This is a genomic window from Streptomyces tibetensis (assembly GCF_007655005.1).
GTDB classification, from domain to species: domain Bacteria; phylum Actinomycetota; class Actinomycetes; order Streptomycetales; family Streptomycetaceae; genus Streptomyces; species Streptomyces tibetensis.
The window spans coordinates 264,058-284,506 of record NZ_SZVW01000012.1 but is presented as its reverse complement, the minus strand read 5'-3'; the positions used below and the strand labels follow the sequence as shown (position 1 = coordinate 284,506).

At 72.4% G+C, this 20,449-nt stretch carries 19 protein-coding genes; 16 read left to right on the top strand and 3 right to left on the bottom strand.

Annotated elements, in window-relative coordinates; all coding sequences use genetic code 11:
- Nucleotides 1-152 precede the first annotated feature (152 nt).
- From FDO69_RS22005 to FDO69_RS21940, 13 genes are all read left to right on the top strand, one after another.
- A complete protein-coding gene (locus FDO69_RS22005; RefSeq protein ID WP_170320920.1) occupies nt 153-1,385 on the top strand; it encodes a L,D-transpeptidase in 1,233 nt (410 codons plus the stop codon).
- A 143-nt stretch (nt 1,386-1,528) separates the two neighbouring features.
- Complete coding sequence (locus tag FDO69_RS22000) at nt 1,529-2,296, top strand: enoyl-CoA hydratase/isomerase family protein (protein WP_104781563.1); 768 nt, start codon at nt 1,529-1,531, stop codon at nt 2,294-2,296.
- 274 nt (nt 2,297-2,570) lie between these two features.
- Nucleotides 2,571-3,074: an ATP-binding protein gene (locus FDO69_RS21995; RefSeq protein ID WP_104781562.1), complete on the top strand. Its 504-nt coding sequence runs from the start codon at nt 2,571-2,573 to the stop codon at nt 3,072-3,074.
- A 76-nt stretch (nt 3,075-3,150) separates the two neighbouring features.
- A complete protein-coding gene (locus FDO69_RS21990) occupies nt 3,151-4,329 on the top strand; it encodes a YncE family protein (protein ID WP_104781561.1) in 1,179 nt (392 codons plus the stop codon).
- A 282-nt stretch (nt 4,330-4,611) separates the two neighbouring features.
- Nucleotides 4,612-6,261: an FAD-binding oxidoreductase gene (locus tag FDO69_RS21985; RefSeq protein ID WP_104781560.1), complete on the top strand. Its 1,650-nt coding sequence runs from the start codon at nt 4,612-4,614 to the stop codon at nt 6,259-6,261.
- Nucleotides 6,262-6,421: 160 nt separating this feature from the next.
- Nucleotides 6,422-7,660, top strand: coding sequence for a sedoheptulose 7-phosphate cyclase (locus FDO69_RS21975; RefSeq protein ID WP_234388028.1), 1,239 nt, complete (start codon nt 6,422-6,424; stop codon nt 7,658-7,660).
- Nucleotides 7,657-8,808 (top strand): ROK family protein, encoded by a 1,152-nt coding sequence (locus tag FDO69_RS21970; protein ID WP_104781559.1) that lies wholly within the window; start codon nt 7,657-7,659, stop codon nt 8,806-8,808. The genes FDO69_RS21975 and FDO69_RS21970 overlap by 4 nt, the downstream gene beginning before the upstream one ends.
- On the top strand, nt 8,805-9,953 hold the full coding sequence (locus tag FDO69_RS21965; RefSeq protein WP_104781558.1) for an alcohol dehydrogenase catalytic domain-containing protein: 1,149 nt from the start codon (nt 8,805-8,807) through the stop codon (nt 9,951-9,953). The genes FDO69_RS21970 and FDO69_RS21965 overlap by 4 nt, the downstream gene beginning before the upstream one ends.
- 31 nt (nt 9,954-9,984) lie before the next feature.
- The gene (locus tag FDO69_RS21960) at nt 9,985-10,749 is read left to right on the top strand and encodes an SDR family NAD(P)-dependent oxidoreductase (RefSeq protein WP_104781557.1); all 765 of its coding nucleotides are present in this window, start codon (nt 9,985-9,987) and stop codon (nt 10,747-10,749) included.
- Complete coding sequence (locus FDO69_RS21955; RefSeq protein ID WP_159030637.1) at nt 10,746-11,729, top strand: sugar phosphate isomerase/epimerase family protein; 984 nt, start codon at nt 10,746-10,748, stop codon at nt 11,727-11,729. The genes FDO69_RS21960 and FDO69_RS21955 overlap by 4 nt, the downstream gene beginning before the upstream one ends.
- On the top strand, nt 11,726-12,403 hold the full coding sequence (locus FDO69_RS21950; protein WP_104781555.1) for an HAD-IA family hydrolase: 678 nt from the start codon (nt 11,726-11,728) through the stop codon (nt 12,401-12,403). The genes FDO69_RS21955 and FDO69_RS21950 overlap by 4 nt, the downstream gene beginning before the upstream one ends.
- A 52-nt stretch (nt 12,404-12,455) precedes the next feature.
- Nucleotides 12,456-13,691 (top strand): serine hydrolase domain-containing protein, encoded by a 1,236-nt coding sequence (locus tag FDO69_RS21945; RefSeq protein WP_104781554.1) that lies wholly within the window; start codon nt 12,456-12,458, stop codon nt 13,689-13,691.
- 130 nt (nt 13,692-13,821) lie between these two features.
- Nucleotides 13,822-14,661: a TIGR03619 family F420-dependent LLM class oxidoreductase gene (locus FDO69_RS21940; protein WP_104781553.1), complete on the top strand. Its 840-nt coding sequence runs from the start codon at nt 13,822-13,824 to the stop codon at nt 14,659-14,661.
- A gap of 87 nt (nt 14,662-14,748) precedes the next feature.
- Here the strand turns inward: FDO69_RS21940 and FDO69_RS21935 are convergent, their stop codons facing one another.
- From FDO69_RS21935 to FDO69_RS21920, 3 genes are all read right to left on the bottom strand, one after another.
- Nucleotides 14,749-15,639, bottom strand: a complete 891-nt coding sequence (locus tag FDO69_RS21935; protein ID WP_104781552.1) for a LysR family transcriptional regulator — start codon at nt 15,637-15,639, stop codon at nt 14,749-14,751.
- Nucleotides 15,640-15,849: 210 nt separating this feature from the next.
- Nucleotides 15,850-16,809 (bottom strand): NAD-dependent epimerase/dehydratase family protein, encoded by a 960-nt coding sequence (locus FDO69_RS21925; RefSeq protein WP_104781551.1) that lies wholly within the window; start codon nt 16,807-16,809, stop codon nt 15,850-15,852.
- Entirely contained in the window at nt 16,806-17,432 is a 627-nt protein-coding gene (locus tag FDO69_RS21920; protein WP_104781550.1) for a ScbR family autoregulator-binding transcription factor, read from the bottom strand. Before FDO69_RS21920 ends, FDO69_RS21925 begins: the two co-directional genes overlap by 4 nt.
- 188 nt (nt 17,433-17,620) lie before the next feature.
- On the opposite strand from FDO69_RS21920, the gene FDO69_RS21915 reads away from it, so the two are divergent.
- The 3 genes from FDO69_RS21915 to FDO69_RS21905 all read left to right on the top strand — a co-directional run bounded on the left by FDO69_RS21915 (nt 17,621) and on the right by FDO69_RS21905 (nt 20,411).
- Nucleotides 17,621-18,544: a ScbA/BarX family gamma-butyrolactone biosynthesis protein gene (locus FDO69_RS21915; protein ID WP_159030636.1), complete on the top strand. Its 924-nt coding sequence runs from the start codon at nt 17,621-17,623 to the stop codon at nt 18,542-18,544.
- Between the two features lie 64 nt (nt 18,545-18,608).
- Complete coding sequence (locus FDO69_RS21910; protein ID WP_104781591.1) at nt 18,609-19,916, top strand: MFS transporter; 1,308 nt, start codon at nt 18,609-18,611, stop codon at nt 19,914-19,916.
- A 21-nt stretch (nt 19,917-19,937) separates the two neighbouring features.
- The gene (locus tag FDO69_RS21905; protein WP_104781549.1) at nt 19,938-20,411 is read left to right on the top strand and encodes a MerR family transcriptional regulator; all 474 of its coding nucleotides are present in this window, start codon (nt 19,938-19,940) and stop codon (nt 20,409-20,411) included.
- Nucleotides 20,412-20,449 lie beyond the last annotated feature (38 nt).

The following is a 20,449-nucleotide window of genomic DNA, read 5'->3' as shown; positions in this document are numbered from 1 at the left end:
CGGACAGGGGGGCCGGTTGACCGGTGATCCGTTGGGACCGAACGGTGACAATCGCGGGCCGCCGGTGCCCGGTGCCTTGTGGTTACTATGCGCCGACGCGCGGGGGACGCGCGGGGTGCGGGCCTGACCAGGCCCTGGGAGGGGAGAACCACGTGAACGGGCGACCGATATCGGGGGCGTCGGTTGGGCGCAGGAACGGAGTGCTCGCGTCGGCGATCGGCGTGCTGCTTCTCGCCGTCACGGCGTGCGGCGGCGGTGGAAGCGGCTCCGGTTCCGGCGAGGGCGGCAACAAGGGAAAGGACTCGGGCAGCGCACAGAGCAAGCAGTCCGAGGCGGTCGTCGGCATCACCCCCAAGGACGGGGCGAAGTCCGTCGACACGAGCGGTGCGCTGAAGGTCAGCGCGACGAAGGGGAAGCTGACCGAGGTCGAGGTCAAGGACGCCGAGGGCAGGAAGGTCGACGGCGAGATATCCGGGGACGGCGCCGGCTGGACGCCGTCCACCCATCTGGCCGGCGCCACCAAGTACACGGTCCACGCGGTGGCCAAGGACTCCGAGGGCCGCACGGCCGCCGAGGACGCGGGCTTCACCACGCTGACCCCGGAGAACACCTTCACCGGCACCTTCACCCCCGAGGACGGGTCCAAGGTCGGTGTCGGGATGCCGTTCTCCATCCGCTTCTCCCGGGGCATCACCGCACCGGAGGACGTCGAGAAGGCCATCCGCATCAAGACGGAGCCGGCCGTCGACGTCGAGGGCCACTGGTTCGGCAACGACCGCCTCGACTTCCGCCCGGAGAAGTACTGGAAGCCCGGCACCAAGGTGACCGTCGACCTCAACCTCGACGGCGTCGAGGGCCGCTCCGGCGTCTACGGCGAGCAGGACAAGACGGTGAAGTTCACCATCGGCCGCAACCAGGTCTCCGTGGTCGATGCCAAGAAGCTCACGATGAAGGTCACGCAGGACGGCAAGACCGTCAAGACCATCCCCGTCACCACCGGCCAGCCCGGCATGGAGACCTGGAACGGCCAGATGGTCATCAGCGAGATGCTCACGGTCACCCGGATGAACGGCGAGACGGTCGGCTACGGCGGTGAGTACGACATCAAGGACGTTCCGCACGCCGTCCGCCTGACCACCTCCGGCACGTTCCTGCACGGCAACTACTGGGCGAGCGGCGCCTTCGGCAACTACAACGCCAGCCACGGCTGCATCGGCCTGCGCGACGTGCGCGGCGGCTGGGACAAGAAGGTGCCGGCCGCGTGGTTCTTCAACCACTCGATGATCGGCGACGTGGTGGTCGTCAAGAACTCCGAGGACCGGATCGTCGACCCGGACAACGGGCTCAACGGCTGGAACATGTCCTGGGAGAAGTGGAAGAAGTAGCCCACAGCCGACCTGAGGGGCCCCGGTGCGACCGACCGCACCGGGGCCCCGGGCGTCGGCCCCGGGGGCGACTCCCGGACCCCCGGCCGGTGTGACCCACCGCACCGGCCCTTTTGGCGTTAGTCGCCGTTAACCTGCTGCCTATGACCGTCTCTCTCGAAGTCGCTGAAGGTGTCGGCACGATCCGTCTCGACCGCCCGCCCATGAACGCGCTGGACATCGCCACGCAGGACCGGCTGAAGGAACTCGCCGAGGAGGCCGCCCGCCGCGAGGACGTCCGGGCGGTGGTGCTCTACGGCGGGGAGAAGGTGTTCGCGGCCGGCGCGGACATCAAGGAGATGCAGGCGATGGACCACACCGCGATGGTGCTGCGCTCCCGTGCCCTGCAGGACTCGTTCACGGCGGTGGCCAGGATCCCCAAGCCGGTCGTCGCGGCCGTGACGGGCTACGCGCTGGGCGGCGGCTGCGAACTCGCCTTGTGCGCGGACTTCCGCATCGCCGGCGAGAACGCCAAGCTCGGCCAGCCGGAGATCCTGCTCGGCCTGATCCCTGGCGCCGGCGGCACCCAGCGCCTGGCCCGCCTGGTCGGCCCCTCCAAGGCCAAGGGCCTCATTTTTACGGGCCGGATGGTGAAGGCCGAGGAGGCCCGCGAGATGGGCCTGGTGGACCGGGTCGTCCCCGCCGACGAGGTGTACGCCCAGGCGCACGCCTGGGCCGCGAAGCTGGCTCAGGGCCCGGCCCTCGCGCTGAGGGCCGCGAAGGAGTCGATCGACACGGGTCTGGAGACGGACATCGACACGGGCCTCGCGATCGAACGGAACTGGTTCGCGGGTCTGTTCGCCACCGAGGACCGTGAGCGCGGGATGCGCAGCTTCGTCGAGGAGGGGCCGGGCAAGGCGAAGTTCCTCTGAACATCCCTCCAGGGGCTTGCCATTGACGCGGTGTCTGACCCGGGGTCCCTCGATGGGGCGGTTTATGGGAGCCTTAAGGCAACCTTAAGCGTGCCGGAACGGGAGAGTCCGGCGATTACCCCGGAATGCATCGTTCCAGCAGGTCGGGCGGGGTGTCGGTGGCTTCGAAATGCCTGCGGCATATGACGGATGATCGCCGGTTCGCCGCCCGTTCCCCGGGGCGTATTCCCCGGGAACGGCCCCGTCGGGCGCTGCGGACGGCCATGATGGGGGCATGGCGGGGCTGGAGGGTATGGAACAGCCGCGGGGACACGCACATGCGGCCGCGGCGCGCTGGTCGCCGACCGTCGAGGACGAACACGCGCTCAAAGTGCTGGAGTTGTACGGCAACCCGACGGAGGCAGAGGTTCCACTGCCGTCCCGCCCCGAGTCCGCGGCCACCGCGAGACGGCTCACCCAGGTCGTGATCCTGCGCCACTGGGGCCTCACCCCCAAGACCACCGAGGACGCGGTGCTCCTGGTCTCCGAACTGGTCGGCAACGCCGTACGCCACACCGGCGCCCGTGTCTTCGGGCTGCGTCTGCACCGGCGCCGCGGCTGGATCCGCGTGGAGGTCCGCGATCCCTCCCGGGGGCTGCCGTGCCTGATGCCGGTCCAGGAGATGGACATCAGCGGCCGTGGTCTGTTCCTCGTCGACAAGCTGGCCGACCGCTGGGGGGTCGACCTCCTGCCCCGGGGCAAGACCACCTGGTTCGAGATGCGGGTCGCCGACCGCTGAGCACGGCCGATGCCTCACCCGGTCGCCGGACGGACGAATCACGCGTTTCCCTCCGGGGCGCCCATTAAATGGTGCAATGCGCCCCCATCTCGTCAAGAGCACCCTGGTCGCGGGTGCCGCACTCGCCGTCCTCGCCGCCTGTGGCACCGGAAGCGGGGAACGGCACTCCGAGGCGCACGGCACCGAGGCAGCCGTGCCCCTCCCGCCCGAGAAGAAGCCCGTGAAAGGCCTGCCCGGCATGCCGCCCGTCCTGGACCCCGAGGACGTGTACGCGGCCGACCGCCCGAACAAGCTGTCCCCGGTGGTCAAGGACTTCCCGTCCCGGGTCTACGTCCCCAACACCGAGTCCGACACGGTCACCGTCATCGACCCGAAGACGTACGAGATCACCGAGACGATCCGGGTGGGCCGGCAGCCCCAGCACGTCGTGCCCTCCTGGGACCTGAAGACGCTCTGGGTCAACAACAACCGCGGCCACACCCTCACCCCGATCGACCCGAAGACCGGCAAGGCGGGCAAGGACGTCCAGGTCCACGACCCGTACAACCTGTACTTCACGCCCAACGGCAGATACGCCGTCGTCATGGCCTCCCTCGACCGCGAACTGGTCTTCCGCGACCCGCACACCATGGAGATCAGGAAGACCGTCCCGGTCTCCTGCTACGGCGTCAACCACGCCGACTTCTCCCTCGACGGGCGCTACTTCATCGTCTCCTGCGAGTTCAGCGGCGAACTGCTCAAGGTCGACACCGAGAAGATGGAGGTCGTCGGGCAGCAGCGGCTGCCGTTCGAGGGTGCCATGCCGCAGGACGTGAAGGTCTCACCCGACGGCAAGAGGTTCTACATCGCCGACATGATGGCCCACGGCATGTGGGTCCTGGACGGCGACCGGTTCACCGAGCCCACCCTGATGCCCACCGGCAAGGGCTGCCACGGCCTCTACGTCAGCCGCGACTCGCGCGAGATGTACGTGACCAACCGCGGCGAGGGCACGATCTCGATCTTCGACTTCACCCAGGGAAAGCTGACCAAGAAATGGCAGCTGCCCGACGGCGGCAGCCCCGACATGGGCGGTGTCTCCGCCGACGGCAAGGTGCTGTGGCTGTCCGGCCGCTACGACGCCGAGGTGTACGCCGTCGACACCCGCACCGGCGCCGAGCTCGCCCGCATCCCGGTCGGCAGCGGTCCGCACGGCCTCGCGGTCTACCCCCAGCCCGGCCGCTACTCGCTCGGCCACACGGGCGTCTTCCGGTGAGCGGCGTCCGCCGCCACCGTCGGGACCGGCGCGTCGCCGGCCGCACGGAGTCTCTTTCCCGGGATGCATCAATGGGCGCCGCCCGGACACCGAACGTGAAAGCCGTACCCCGAATTCCCCGCTGAACACCACCGGATTCTTGCATTTCGCGTATGAGTGAAACGAGTGATACGAGAGTCGTATCGGCAGGACGGATCCGGTATTTGTCCCGCCGGCGACGCTGTTCTAAGTTCCTCGGGAATCACCCAGCGAGATCTGCAAGCGAACGGGGGTATTTCTCGCATGAGTTCCTTCAGTCGCCGCCGGGCACTGCTCTCGACGGCCGGTGCGGCCGCAGGTGCCGGACTGCTGCCGGGGCCTGCCGCGGCGGCCCGCGAGGCCGCGGCCGCCGGGCCGGGCCCGGTCTCCGTGAAACCGGACGATGCCCGCTACGCCGACCTGATATCCGGCCTGAATCAGCGGTGGGTCGCCGCTCCGGAGCGGATCGTGCTGCCCACGACGACGCGTCAGGTCGTCGAGCTGGTGCAGGACGCGGTGAACCGTGACAAGCGCATCAGCATCCAAGGCGGCGGACATTGCTTCGAGGACTTCGTCTTCAATTCAGAAGTCGAGGTCGTCATCAACATGTCCCGCATGAACCGGATCCATTTCGACCCGGAACGCCAGGCATTCGCCGTGGAGGGCGGGGCCACCCTGCTCAACGTCTACGAAACCCTTTATGAGGGCTGGGGCGTCACCATTCCCGGTGGCGCGTGCTATTCCGTCGGCGTGGGCGGTCATGTGAGCGGCGGAGGCTACGGGATGCTCTCGCGCACCCACGGCCTGACCGTCGACCACCTCGACGCCGTGGAGGTGGTGGTCGTCGACGCCTCCGGCAGAGCCCGCAGCGTCGTGGCCGGCCGTGATCCCGACGACCCGAACCACGACCTGTTCTGGGCGCACACCGGCGCCGGCGGCGGCAACTTCGGCGTGATCACGAAGTACTGGTTCCGCACCCCGGGCACGACCGGCTCCGCTCCGGGCGCGCTGTTGCCCACACCGCCCGCCGAGGTGTTCGTGACGATGGTGTCCTGGCCCTGGGAGGACGTCAGCAAGGCGGGCTTCACCGCCCTGCTCGAGTTCTACGGCTCCTGGCTGGAGCGGCACAAGGACGTCACCTCCCCGTACCGGGACATGTGCGTCTGGCTGATGCCGAACCACCAGTCGACCGGCGACATCGCCCTGATCGCCCAGCTGGACGCCACCCTCCCGGACGCACCGCGGCTGCTGACCGACTTCCTCGCCGGCCTCAACCGGGCCCTCGGCGTCAGCGACACCCCGGGCGTGCCGGAGGCGACCGGCGCAACCCACCGGTCGACGTACGCCACCACGCAGCGGCTGCCCTGGCTGCGCGCCACCCGGTACGTGGGCACGTCCAGCCCCACCCAGACCGACCCCAACATGCGCGGCAAGCACAAGTCCGCGTACCACCGCAGGGGCTTCACCCGGCAGCAGATCGAGACGATCTACGAGCACCTGACCCGCTCACCGCAGAGCGCGCGGATCGCCGGGCTCGTCATCCCCTCGACGGGCGGGCGCATCGCCGAGGTGGACCCGGCCGCGACGGCCGTGGCCCAGCGTGACTCGATCATGAAGGTCACGTACGAGACGTACTGGTACGACGAGAGCGACGACGCGGCCAACATCGCGTGGGTGCGCGGTGTCTACGGCGACGTGTACGCCGCCACCGGCGGTGTACCGGTGCCCGGCGAGCGCACCGACGGCTGCTACGTGAACTACCCCGACTCGGACATCGGCGACCCCCGGTACAACCGGTCTTCCGTTCCCTGGCACGACCTGTACTTCAAGGGCAACTACCGGCGCCTGCAGGAGGTCAAGCGGCGCTGGGACCCGAACGACGTCTTCCGGCACCGCCAGTCCGTGCGGGCCTGATCTCTCCCCCCGGGTCCCCCGGGCCCCAGCCCGGTCCCACCCGGGCCCCACCCGGCCCCCACCCCGGGCCACGGGTACGCCCATCGACCTGCCGCCCCTTCCCGATCGACGGGACGCGCGCCCTGCCGGGCGCCCGGCCCGTCAGGAACGAGGATGCACCATGTCTCCGTCCACCACCGCCCCCCAGGCTCCCGCGTTCGTCATGCCCGTCGACCTCCCCAAGCCGCCGGGCCTCACCTGGCGGGTGCAGTCCCGTGAGCCGGTCGGCTACGACGTGAACATCGTCCGCGGTCTGCTGGACCCGGCCAACCCGGCCCTCGCCCGTGCCTGCGGTGCCGACGGACAGCACCCGACCCGCTGCCTGGTCGTCGTCGACGACAAGGTGCAGGCGCTGTACGGCGAGCGCGTCCGCGCCTACCTGGAGGCCTGGCACGTCGAGTCCTTCTGGAAGGTGCTCCCCGGCGATGAGGAGGCGAAGGAGCTGGAGAGCGCCGTCGAGGTGACCGAGGCGATGACGGCGATGGGCCTGCTGCGCCGCACCGAGAAGATCGTCGCCATCGGCGGTGGCGTCGTCCTCGACGTGGCCGGGTTCGCCGCCAGTCTGTACCGCCGTGGCGTCCCCTACGTCCGGGTCCCCACCACCCTGCTGGGACAGATCGACGCGGGCATCGGCGTCAAGACCGGCGTCAACCACGGCACCCACAAGAACCGCCTGGGCACGTACTACGCACCCGAGACCGCCCTGATCGACCCGGAGTTCCTCACCACCGTCGACCCGCGGCACATCGTCAACGGCCTGGCCGAGATCATCAAGATGGCCCTGGTCAAGGACGCGGCGCTGTTCGAGCTCCTGGAGGCGACCGTGGCGGGAACCGGCCCGCAGAGCCTCGCCGCGGGCGGGCCCGTCGCCACCGAGGTGATCTCCCGGGCCATCGCCGGGATGCTCGACGAACTGGAGCCCAACCTGTGGGAGCAGGTGCTGGAGCGGTCCGTCGACTACGGCCACACCTTCAGCCCCTCCCTCGAACTGCGGGCCGACCCCCCGCTGTTGCACGGTGAGGCCGTCGCCGTCGACATGGCGATCTGCGTGGCCCTGGCCCACCGGCGGGGCCTGCTGTCCGCCGAGGACGCCGACCGCGCGCTGCGCCTGATGCACACCGCGGGCCTCCCGCTCGCCCACCCCGTGTTCACCGCCGAGTTGCTGGAAGAAGCACTGCGCGACGCCGTCAAGCACCGGGACGGCCGCCAGCGGATGCCGCTGACCGAGGGCATCGGGCAGGTGCGGTTCGTCAACGACCTCACCCGCGAGGAGCTGGCCGGAGCCCTGGAGTTCGTCCAGGTGCGTGCGGCAGCGCTGGGTGGGCGGGAGGACGCCGAGCTGCTGGCCGTGGCCTCGTGACCGGGACGAGTGACCGCGTCGAGGGGACACCTTCGGCCGGGGACATCGCGGTCGTCGACGTCGGCGGCACGCGGCTGCGCCGAGCCCTCTGGTCGCCCGAGGGCGGGCTGCGGGACCTGGTCGAGAGGCCTTCGCCGAGCATGCGCACCCTGCCCGGGCTGCCCGTGCCCGAGTTGCGGCAGCGGATGGTCGACGCGCTGTGCACGGCGGTCCCGGCCGGGGTGGCCCGCGCGGGGGTGTCCTTCGGCGCGGCCCTGGACCACCGCACCGGGACGGTGTACGCCTCGGCCCCGCTGTGGGGCCCGCACACCGAGCCCTTCGACCTGCACGGCGCCCTGCGCGCGGCCCGGCCGGAGGTCGCGTGGCACGTCGTCAACGACGTGACCGCGGCCCTGCTCCACGCGGCTGCCGCGCCCCACCGGCGCAGCCTGCGCAAACTGCTCCTGGTCACCGTCAGCACCGGCATCGCCTGTCGCATCCTGGATCTGCGCACGGACACCGTCGCGGTGGACGACTGCGGGCTGCAGGGAGAAATAGGCCACCTGCCGGCGGCCGTGCCCACGGCCTTGGCCCCGCGGACCGCGTCGGCGGTGCCGGCCCATGCCCCGGTCCCCGTCTGTGACTGCGGCACCCCCGGGCATGTCGCCGCGTACTCCTCGGGACCCGGGCTCCGGCGGCTCGCCGAGTCGATGCGGGTGCGGGACGCGAAGCGCTGGGCGGAGTCGGCGCTCGGGCGGACCGAGGAGGAGGCCGGCTTCGAGCGTGCGCTGCGGGCGGCACTCGACGAAGGCGACGCGGTCGCAGGGGAGTTGCTGTCGGCGGCGGTCGAGCCCCTCGCGGACGTGCTGCGCACCGCCCTGTGCCTGGACCCGGAGCTCGACGAGATCGTCCTCACGGGCGGGGTGGTGTACGGCCTCGGCGGCCACGTCCGCCGAGCGCTGCTGGCCCATCTGGCCCGCACCGGCCTCTACCTCACCGGTGACCGCTGCCCCGGCTGGGCCGAGCGGCGGGTCACCACGGCCCGGCCCGGCGAGGCCGACCCGCTGATCGGTGCCGCACTGGCCGCTCGGCACGGTACGGGCGGTGCCCCGGCCGTCACCGGCCTCACCCACTTCTCCGACCCGCAGCCGACAGGAGCCACGCGATGAGCGCCGTGTTCCACCGCGCGATCGTCCGCGAGGGCGGCCGGGTCCGGGTCGAGCCACGGCCGACGCCCCGTCCGGTGTCCGGCGAGATCCTCATCGCCCCGCAGACGGCGGGGTTGTGCGGCACGGATCTGCAGATGCTGCGCGGGCTGCGCGGGGACCCCGCGCCCGTGATCGGGCACGAGGGATCGGCCCTGGTCGCCGCGGTCGGCCCCGACGTGGACCCCGGCCTCGCGCCGGGCACCCGTGTCGTGGTCAACCCGACGCACCCCGGTGACCCGTCCTTCCTGCTGGGCCACCACGTCGACGGCCTGCTCCAGGAGCGCACACTCATCCCGGCGAGTGCGGTCGCCGCGGGGCTGGTGACCCCGCTGCCCGAGCCGCTCGCGCGGGACGACCTGGCCGCCCTGCTGGAGCCGCTCGCGACCGTGCGGTACGCGTACTCCGTACTGGAGACGGTCGACGTCCGCACGCTGCTCGTCTTCGGTGACGGCACGGTCGGTCATCTGGCCGTCCGGGCGGCAGGCCGCATGCTCCCACCCGGCGTGCGGACCGTGCACGTGCACCACACGGACGCAGGGCGAGCCTGGAGCGCCGAGTGCGCGCACCGGGCCGACGTCCTGCTCACCGCGGCCGACGGTCCGAAGGCCCTGCGCGCAGCGGTCGGCGACGGGCCGGTCGCCGTCGTCCTCGCCACCCCGCGCGACGCGACCCTGCGCTGTCTCGAGACGGCGCTGCGCGCCCTGCCCGGAGATCTCGTCGTCGACCTGCTCGGCGGGCTGCCCGCAGACGCCGCCAGCCCAGCGCTGCCGGGTGTGCGACTCGCCGCCGTCCGCGCCGCCAACTGCGGCGGCCTGCCCGCCGTGCCCCACGTCGAGCGCGCCGTCACCGACGCCGGAACCCCGGTGCGGCTGTTCGGCCATCGTGGAGTGGCGGACCGTCACCTGCGGGAGGCGGCGGCCGAGTTGACTGCCGCGCCCGAGCGCTACCGGGACCTGGTCACCCATGTGGCCGGTCTCGATGAGGCCGCCCGCATCATGCGGCATCTCGTGATCCACCGCGACCGCACCTGGCAGGGCCGCCGCCTGATCAAGCTCGCGGTGCGCGTCGCCGCGGACCGTGCCGCCCCCACCGCCGCCCCCGCATGACCGCCTCTCGAAGTCTGACCAAGGAGAACGGATGACCCTCCCCCAGCAATCGCCGGCCGCCCGCCGCGCCCTGGTCGTCGGTGGCTCGACCGGCATCGGACGCGGGGTCGCCGCCGCCTGGGCGCGGGCCGGACTCGATGTCCTGGTGCTCAGCCGCAACAAGCCCGCCGGTGAAGGCGCCGACCTGCTGCGTTGGTTTCCGCTGGACCTCACCGACGCCGAGGCGGCCCGCGCCACGCTCGCCGACGCGGCGGCCGGACCCTTGCACGCCGTCTGCTACTCGGCCGTGTCGTACGGCACCCGGCGAGCGCCCTTCGGCGAGGTCGAGGAGGCCGAGTGGCGCCGACAGGTGGACGTCAACCTGCACGGCCTGTGGCTGACCCTGGCGGCCACGCTCCCCGTGCTGCGCGGCGAGCCGGCCGGGCTGTTCCTGGGAATCTCCTCCGAGGTGGTCTACAACGCCGGGCCGGGGCGCTCCGGTTACGCGGCGACCAAGGCCGCGGGCAGCGCGCTGCTCGACTCGGTCGCCCAGGAGGAGGGCCCGGACGGCGTCCGTGTCGTGCAGGCGCTCCCGGCCGGCATGGTCGACACCCCCGGCATCCGGCGCCGCAGGCCCACCGACTTCGACTACGACTCCTACATGCGCCCCGAGCACTTCGGTGCGCTGGCCCACGCGCTGGTCACCACGGATGCCGGCGGGCATCACGGTGACAGCCTGGTCGTGGACGAGGGCGGCCGATGGCGCTCCGTCCGCGACACGCGCCCCGTCTCCCAGAGCCGCGGAGTCCCGGCATGAGCGGGTCGAACGCCCTCGTCGCCCTCGCCTCCTGGCGGTTGCCGGTGACCGGTGCCGAGGAGGCGGTGCGCTGCGCGGCGCGGCTCGGGGCGGACGGGGTGCAGCTGGACCTGGGCGGGCCGGGCCGTGGCCCGTGGGCCGACGCCCCGGGGACGGTCCGGGCCGTGCACCGGGCGAGTGCCGGGACCGGCGTCGAGCTGCTCGGGCTGACCGCCAACACCCTGAACGACATCGGGCTCACCGCCCTGCCGGGCAGCGCCGACGGCACCCGGGCCCGGGCCGTGATCGTACGGCTGCTCGACGCGGCACAGGCATACGGCGTACCGCTGGTGTTCGTGCCCAGCTTCCGGCGCAGCGCCATCGACACCCCGGACGACCTGCGGCGCACCGTCCGGATCCTGGCCTGGGCAGCCGGGGAGGCCGCCGCCCGCGGGCTGCTCCTGGCCAGCGAGAACGACCTGGACGCGCAGGACGCCGGAGCCCTGGTCGACGGGGTCGCCTCACCGGCCTTCCGGCTGCTGCTGGACCCCTGCAACCTGCGCGTGGCCGGCCGCGACCCGGTGCGGTGGGTGACCGGCCTCGGTGCCTTCCTGGCCGACCAGATCCACCTCAAGGACGGCGCCCCGGGCAGCGCCGCCGCGGGCGCGAGCGTTGCGCTCGGCACCGGCGACGGCCTGCTGGACGACGTGATCGCCGCCCTGGCCGTCCACGGCCCCGCCCCGCGCGCGCTGGTCCTGGAGAACGACTACCGCGACGGCGACACCGCTCTCCCGCTCCGGGATCTCGCCTGGGCGCGGGCCCGCGCCGCACGGCCCGCACCGTTCCCCGCCCCCACGCACCAGGCCCCCACGCACCAAGCCCCCACGCACCAGGCCCCCACGCACAGAGCCCGCATGTACAAGGCCCCCACGTACGAAGCCCCCACGTACGAGGCCTCCACGCGCCAGGCCCCCACGCAGCAGAAAGAGGCAGCCGGATGACGTCCCGCACCGCTCTCGCCCCCGAGGCCCTGCTCTTCGACATGGACGGCACGCTGGTGGACTCCACCGTCGTCGTCGAGCGCACCTGGCGCCGCTTCGCCCGGCGGCACGGACTGGACGCGGAGCGCATTCTCCACACCGCGCACGGCCGCCGTACCGGCGAGACGGTCGCCCGGTACGCTCCGGCCGGCGTCGACGTGGCTGCCGAGACCGCGCGGCTCGTCGCGGAGGAGGTCGAGGACGTCGACGGGATCGTGCCCGTGCCCGGCGCGGCGGAGCTGCTGGCCTGCCTGTCCTTGGGCCGTTGGGCGGTGGTCACGTCCGCCGGCCGGGAGGTGACGCACCGCCGGATGGCGGCGGCCGGTCTGCCGCTGCCGCCGCTGCTGGTCAGCGCCGACGACGTACGCGAGGGCAAGCCCAGCCCGGAGGGCTATCTGGCCGCCGCGGCGGCCCTGGACGTCCACCCGGCCTCCGCGGTCGTCTTCGAGGACGCGGAGGCCGGGCTGCGCGCGGCGGCCGCGGCCCACGCCACCGCTGTGGTCGTCGGCACCTACCGGGGTCCGGCCGCCGAGGGGTGCCCCCGGGTCCGCGACCTGAGCGAGGTGACGGTGACCGGTGCCGCCCACGGTGTGCTGCGCGTCAGCCTCGGGCACCCCGAGCCGGTCCGCGGCTGACACACCTGCTTCTCCCCTTGTCCGCACAGCACTTGATGGAGCGTTGCTACTCATGACTACCCTGCCCGACACCGCTGTCCCCGACGTCCGGATCGCCGGTCCCGCCGACCACGGTCTCGTCGCCGAGGGGTACGTCGCCGAGGGATTCGAGGAGGTGCGCGAGGAGTTCGACCGCAACCTGCGCGAGCGCGACGAACTAGGCGGCGCCTTCTGCGCCTGGTGGCGCGGCGCCAAGGTGGTGGACATCTGGGGCGGCGCGGCCGACTCCACCACCGGCCGCCCGTGGGACCCCGGCACCAAGTCCCTGATGTTCTCCGGCAGCAAGGGCATCGTGGCGATCACGCTGCTCGTGGCCGTCGAGCGCGGGCTGATCGACTTCGACACCCCGGTCGCCCACTACTGGCCCGAGTTCGGCCGGCACGGCAAGGACCGCATCACCCTGCGACAGGTGATGACGTACACCGCGGCGCTGCCCGGAGTGCGCGTGCCGCTGGGCCAGGACGACATCACCGACCCGCTGGAGATGGCCCGGCTGATCGCCGACCAGGCTCCGGAGGAGGACGAGCGGGCCGGGGGCATCCTGTACGGGCCGTTCACCGCGGGCTGGGTCGCCGGTGAGGTGATCCGCCGGGTGGACGGGCGCACCATCGACCGGTTCTTCGCCGAGGAGGTCGCCGCGCCCCACGACCTCGACATGTCGTACGGCATACCCGCCGAGCGGGCCGGGGAGGTCGCGCGGCTGGAGTACGGGGCGCACTTCCTGGAGCAGTACACCGGGTTCTTCACCAGTGACGCCCCGATGACCCAGCGGATCTGGCAGAACCCCATCCCCTTCCCGCACGAGGAGATGGTCTGGAACCGCCCGGAGCGGCGCACCTCGCTGATCCCCGCGGCCAACGTCATCGGCACCGCACGGGCCATCTCGCGGCTGTACTCCATCCTGGCCGCCGACGCGACGCGGGCGCCGGGTGAGGAGCCCCTGCTGCTGTCGCGTGCGGTGCTCGACGACGCGCGGCGCGAGTACGTGCGCAAGACGGACCCGCTGATCGACATCCGCATGGTGTACGGCGGCGCCGGCTTCCGGCTGCGGTCCACGCCGCGCGACGGCGTGGACGGCGACTCGTTCGGGCACGACGGCGGGGGCGGTTCGGCCCATCTGGCCTGGCCCGGCGCGGGAGTAGGCGTCTCCTACATCACCAACCGGCTCATCGCGGTGGGCCCTGACGACAAGCGGGCTTCCTCTCTCCTGAAGGCTCTCGCGCGGTCGGTATCCCGACTCGGCGCGTGACGAGACCGTCGCCGCGGGTCCGAACGGCCCCGGCGACGGCTCCACCGGCGGGCGTCCGGGCCACAAGCCCCGGACGCCCGCCGGTTCCGTACGCTCGACCGATCCCCCTTCTTCCTCCGGAGGATTTCTCATGCAGACCGGCGCCTCCGTGTTCGCCACCCCCGCCACCATGCCGCCCGGCCCACTGGCCCGGATGATGGAGGAACGCGGCCACTCCGCCCTGTACTTCGCCGAGCACACGCACGCCGTGGCGGGCGCCCAGGCGGCGCGGATGCCGCACAAGTTCCGGGAGACGCTGGATCCGTTCGTGGCGGCCACGGCCGCCGCCTGCGCGACCCGCTCGCTGCGCGTGGGCAGCGCCATCTGCCTGGTGGCCCAGCACGATCCGCTGGTGCTGGCCAAGACCGTCGCCAGCGTCGACCATCTCTCCGGCGGCCGGGTCGACTTCGGCATCGGCGCGGGCTGGGCGGCGGACGAGATGCGGCACCACGGTGTGGATCCGGACCGCCGTTTCGCGCGGATGAAGGAGCACGTGCAGGCGGTACGGGCCCTCTGGACCGAGCGCGAGGCCTCGTACGCCGGGAAGCACGTCACCTTCGAGGGCGTCTGGTCCTGGCCCAAGCCGGTGCAGTGGCCGCACCCGCCCGTCATGGTGGGCGGCATGGGCCCGCGGGTGCTGGAACGGGTCCTGGCGTACGGTGACGCGTGGTTGCCCGACTTCGCGAACGAGGACACCCTCGCCCAGACTTTGCGGCGCGTCCCGGAGTTGCAGCGCCGTGCCGAGGACGCCGGGCGCGGCCCGATCCCGGTGGTGCTGGCCGGCGTACCGCACGACCCGCGGATCCTGGACCTCTGCGAGCAGGCGGGCGTCACCCGGGTCCTGACGCTGCTCCCCGCAGCCGGCCGCAGCGTCGTCGAGCGCTACCTGGAGCGCTACGAACTGGCGATCGCCGCGTGGCGGGGCGAGTGACGGCCCTGGGCCCGGGCCGATCCGACTCGGCCTCGCGCATCCTCTGGCGCGCACGGAACGTCCTCGTGCCGCGTCCGCCGGGCAGGTCTACGCGGCTGCCGCCTGGACCACGGTGGCCGCGCGTTCGATGAAGCGCAGGGCGAGCGGGTGGGCGCCCGCGGCAGGGCGGGCCAGCCAGAGGGGCATGGGCGGGGCTCCGGTGAGCGGGATGAACCGGACCCCGGGATGCGGGTTGCGGTGCTGCACCAGGTGGGGCGCGACCCCGACGCCGTGACCGGCGGCGATCAGCTCCAGCCACTCGGTGAAGCCCGCGCACAGGGTGACCTTGCCGGGCCGGGCCTCCTCCGGCCAGTCACGCAGCTGGGTGGCGCCGCTCACCGTGTTGATCAGTACCGGGTGCTCGGCGAGCTCGGTCCAGGCGATGCCGCCCCGGTGCGCGAGCGGCGATCGGCGGGCGACGGCGGCGACCCGCTCCTCCTGGGTGAGCCGCACGATGGTGAGCCCCCGGGCGACCTGTCTGCCGCGCAGCACCGCCAGCTGGACGGCGCCCTCCTCCAGTCCGGCGCACCGCTCGTCGCGGCGCACCAGGTCCACGGCGACGCCGTACGCCCGCTCGAAGCCGGCGATGGTGTCCTGCAGGAGCTCGTCGGGGAACAGCCAGTTGAAGCCGATCCGCAGTGTCCGGATGTCGTACTGCGGCGCCAGCGCCGACTCCAGGCGGGGGAGCAGTTCCTCCAGTTCCTCCCGCAGCAGTGCCCCGGACTCGCTCAACCGCACGCTGCGGGTGGTCCGGTGGAAGAGCCGGGCGCCGAGGGCCTCTTCGAGCCGGTGGATGGAGCGCGTCAGGGACGGCTGGGTCGTGTGCAGCGAGGCAGCGGCCTGAGTGAAGCTCAGCTGCTCGGCGAGCACGAGGAACGCACGCAGGTGGCGTATCCCGATGTCGGCTATGGCCGCCTGGTGGGGCGATATTCCGCGCACGGTCCCGTGTCCTCCTCTGAAGTCGGCCGCGGGGAGAGGGTCACTGATCACGGGCTCAAAATTACAAACAGAACGATCGTTTTGTGAATCGTCTTGGTCAGACGGAGACGATGGCAAAACAAATCCTTTACCTTGTGCTGCGTGCTGCGTGCTGCGTGCTGCGTGCTGCGTGCTGCGTGCTGCGTGCTGCGTCCTGCCGCCGAGGCCGGGTCAGCGCCCGGCGAGCAGGGAGCGGTACCAGCCCGCCGTGTCCGCCAGTCCGGCCAGGGGCCCGGGACCGGGCGGGCAGTTGGCGAGCCGCCAGATCTCCCGGCTCTCGTACCAGTGGTCTTCGGCCAGCAGCCGGAACTGCCTCTCGCCGGCCCGCCCCGGGGTACGGGCCAGCTCCGCGAGGCAGCGGTCCAGCGGCCAGTCCCGCTCGGCCACCTCGGGCAGCACGCCGTGCTCGGCGAGCCGCGCGAGCAGGTCGGCGATCCGTACCGGCTCCGGGTGACTGGCGTGGTGCACCCCGCCCGGCAGCCGTCCGGCGCGGGCCAGCGCGGCGATCAGCCGGGCGAGATCGCGCACGTCCACCAGGGACAGCCGGCCCCGCCCACCGTTCCAGCGGGCCGGCACGCGCGCGGCGAGTTCGGCCAGGGCGGGCACCACCCAGCGGTCTCCGCGGCCCAGGACCAGCCCCGGCCGCAGTACCGTGCCGCCGGCCTCCCTGACCAGCCGCTCGGCGGCCAGCCGGGTGGCGCTGGCGGCGGAGACCGGAGCCGGCTCGACCCCGTCCACGGGGATGCCGCTGTGCGGTCCGGCACCGTACACGGCGGCCGTGGACAGCAGCAGGACCCGCGCGATGCCCGCCCGGCGTGCCTCCCGGACCAGTGCCGAGGTGCCGCCCACGTTCACGGCCGTGCAGGCGTCCGCGTCGCCGCCGACGCGCGCGGCGAGGTGCAGCAGGACGTCGCACCCGGAGCCCAGGCCGCGCAGCGAAGCCGGGTCCGTGAGGTCCGCGCGGGCCCACTCCACACCGGGCAGCGACTCCTGTCCGGCGGGCGCCGCGCGCACGACGGCCCGCACCGTCAGGTCCGCGCCCTCGTCCGCCACGGCCCGCGACAACGTGCGCAGCACCGCGGAGCCGATGAACCCCGTGGCGCCGGTCAGCAGGATGCGCGGGCCGCTCACAGCATCGCCTTCGCGCGTTCCACGTCCACCGTCAGCCGTGCCAGGGCCCCGGGCGTGGCGATGCCCGGCAGCAGGTAGCCCCACAGCACGGAGATCTCGGAGGGCAGGCTCTCCCGCCCCGACTCCAGGTGGGACATCAACTGGGTGCCGGTGAAGGACGCGACCAGGACCCGGGCGAACTCCAGGGCGTCCACCTGGGGCAGCAGATCGCCACGCCGCCCGGCCACCTCCAACTCGGCGCGGAACCGGTCGATCCACCAGCGGTAGACGGTGAAGTCCTGCAGCCCCGCCTCCCCCTGTTCGACAGCCAGCCGCACCCCGGCCCGCAGCAGCACGTTGCGTTGCAGCTCCAGGCCGAGGTACAGGGTCAGGTCGATCAACTGCTGCAGCCCGGCCGGCTCGGCGGGCAGCGCGAGCGTGGAGGCCTGCTCCACGAGGACCGCGCGGCCCAGGTCTTCCTTGGACTTGAAGTGGAAGTACATCGCGCCCTGGGTGACGCCGGCCCGCTGCAGGATCTTGCTGACGCCGGCGGCCGAGTAGCCGTACTCGTCGAACACCTCCGCCGCCGCCATCAGGATGGCCTCACGGGTGCGGACGGCGCGTTCCTGCTTGGGCCGTGTCATCGGGCAGCTCCACAGGGTTGAAATGTGACAGGAACAAAAAACAGAACGATCGCATTTATAGTAGCGACATCCAGTGCCGAGACGAGCGCTGCACCACCGGACATCCCCCATGCGGTTCGTCCTGCCAGAGAAGAGGTACCACCGTGATCCGGCCCGCCCAGGATCTGACATCGTCACCGTGGGCTTCCGTGCCACAGGGCCACGTCCACAAGCACAACGCCGACGAGACCTTACTCACGTCCTGGCAACGCACCGGCACCGACAGCTTCCTGATCAAGGCCCGCTGGCCCGGGGCCCACTCCTTCTACGCCACCGAAGGAGACATCGACCCGCTGCTGTTCAGCGAGACGGTCCGGCAGTGCCTCCCCATGCTGTCGCACGCCGCCTACGACGTCCCCCTCGGCCACCATCTGCTCTGGGAGACCTACGACTTCTCCCTCGCCGCCGGTCGGCCCGACGAGCCTGCCGCCGCCCACCCGGGCACGGCGCCCCGCGAGCTTTTGCTGATGGCCGACTGCACCGACGTCACCCGCCGCGGCACCCGGGCGAGTGCCGTCACCCTGCACATACGCGCCCTGCACGGCGACGTCCTCATAGGCACCGCGGTCACGCGCTTCACCATCCAGACGCCGGCCGTCTACCGGCGGCTACGTGCCGAGTACGCCGACATCGCCCGCGCCGTGGAGCGCCTTCCGGCCCCGCCCGCCGCCCTGCCGGCGCACGAGGCGGGCCGGCCGGAGCCGGACGACGTCGTCCTGTCACCCACGAACGTCGCGGGCCGCCATCTGCTGCGCGTCGACACCGGGCACCCCGTCCACTTCGACCACCCGGTCGACCACGTCCCCGGAATGCTGCTGCTCGACGCCGCCCGCCAAGCCGCCCACGCGGCCTCACGGCCCCGTCCGGTCCGCGCCACCGGTATGACCACCCGGTTCCACCGGTACGTCGAGTTCGACGCCCCCTGCTGGATCGACACCGAGGCCGACCCCGCCGACCCGGACCACCTGCTGGTCACGGCCCGCCAGTACGAGCGCCCCTGCTTCACCGCGTTTGTCGCCCTCGAGGCGGCGTCCGAGGCGAGGACCCCGTGCGGCGCACGCGGCGCCTGCTGACCGCTCCTCGTCTTCCGTCCCCGACTTGACCTTCACCCCGACGTCAAGGTTGATGCTGCCACTCATGCACACCTCATCGAATCCCCCCACCGAACGGGGCTCCGCCTGGGCCCTGGCCGTCCTGACCCTGTGCTCGTTCACCCTCGGCACCGGCGAGATCATGATCGCGGGCCTGCTGCCCGACATCGCCGCCGACGCCGGCGTCTCCCTGTCCACCGCCGGCCTCCTCGTCAGCTCCTTCGCCATGACGGTGGTCATCGGCGGCCCGGTCCTCGCCCTGACCACCGGCCGGGCGCGCCGCCGCCACCTGCTGCTCGCGCTGATGATCACCTACGTCCTCGGCAACGTGGTGTCCGCCGTGGCGACCTCCTTCTGGCCGCTTGCCATCGGCCGGATCATCGCCGCGCTCGCCCACTCCGCCCTGATGCCGCTGTTCTTCGGTATCGCGGCCGACGTCGTGCCGCCGCACAAGCGGGGCATGGCGGTGGCCCGGGTCTCGCTGGGCTTCAGCCTGGCGATGATCGCGGGACTGCCCATCGGCACCGCCCTCGGACAGTGGCTGAGCTGGCGCGCCACCTTCTGGGCGGTCGCCGCGCTCACCCTCGCGGTCACCGTGCCCGTCGCTGCGCTCGCGCCCAACACCCCCGGCATCTCCGCGGACGAGGACCGGGGGCGGCTGGCGGAGCTGCGGGTCCTCGGCGACCGCCGGGTGCAGATCGTCACCGGCATCACCGCGCTGTGCGCCGCCGCCTCCTTCACGGCGTACACCTACGTCACGCCCCTGCTCACCGACGCCGTCGGGTTCAGCGAGTCGGCGGTCACCCCGCTGCTGCTGCTGTTCGGCATCGGCGGCACGGTCGGCAACCTCATCGGCGGCCGGCTGACCGACCGTTCGGTGCTCGGTGCCGTGTCCGTCTGCGTGGCCACGCTGGCCGGCTCCCTGCTCCTCCTGGGTGCGACCACGTCGTTCAAGACGCCGGCGGTCGGTTTCCTCTTCCTCTTCGGCGCCGCCTACTACGCGGTCATGCCGGCGGTGAACACGCGGCTGCTCAACGTCGCCTCGCAGCAGGCCCGCACGCTGGCCCTGACCGTGCAGAGCTCGGCGTTCAACCTCGGTACGGCGCTGGGCGGCTGGCTCGGCGGCCGGGTCATCGCGGCGGGTGCCCCACTGGGCTGGCTGCCCGCGGTCGGCGGCGGGGTCGCCGTGCTCGCCCTGGTGTTCGCCCTCGTCGAGATGGCCGGGGAGCGGCGCCGCACCCCCGTTGCCGACCAGCACCCGGCCGGCGAGGAACCGGCCGACCAGAAGCCGGCCGACCAGGAACCGGCCCGCCCCGCGGTGGAGACGCCGAAGGCGGCCGAGAGCACCGTCTGACCGGAAACCGAAAGGAGCACCATGCGCATCGGGGAACTCGCGCACGCGACCGGCACCACCACCCGGGCACTGCGGTACTACGAGGAGCACGGACTGCTGCACCCCGAGCGCTCCTCCAACGGGTACCGCACCTACGGGACGGAAGCGGTGCGGGTCGTGGAGAACATCCGGCTGCTTCTGGCCGCCGGGCTGACCACGGACGATCTGCTGCTCATCGACGGCTGCCTGCGCGACGAGCTGCTGAGCGACCACAGCTGTGTGGACCCCGGCGCCAAGATCGCCGTGTTCGAGCAGCGGCTCGCCGTGATCCAGCAGCGCATCGACGACCTCACCCGGGTCCGAGCCCAACTGCTCGACCGGCTCGGCGACCTGCACGACCGGACCCGCAAGCCCGGAGTCCGGATCTGCCCGCAGCGGCTCGGCGAGAAGAAGGACAGCACATGGCCGACGGGCGACACCCCCTCCCGGCTGCCACACCGTGGGCAGGCCGCCTGACCCCACCGGGGTGCCCGGTGCCGCCGCGCCGGAGGCGG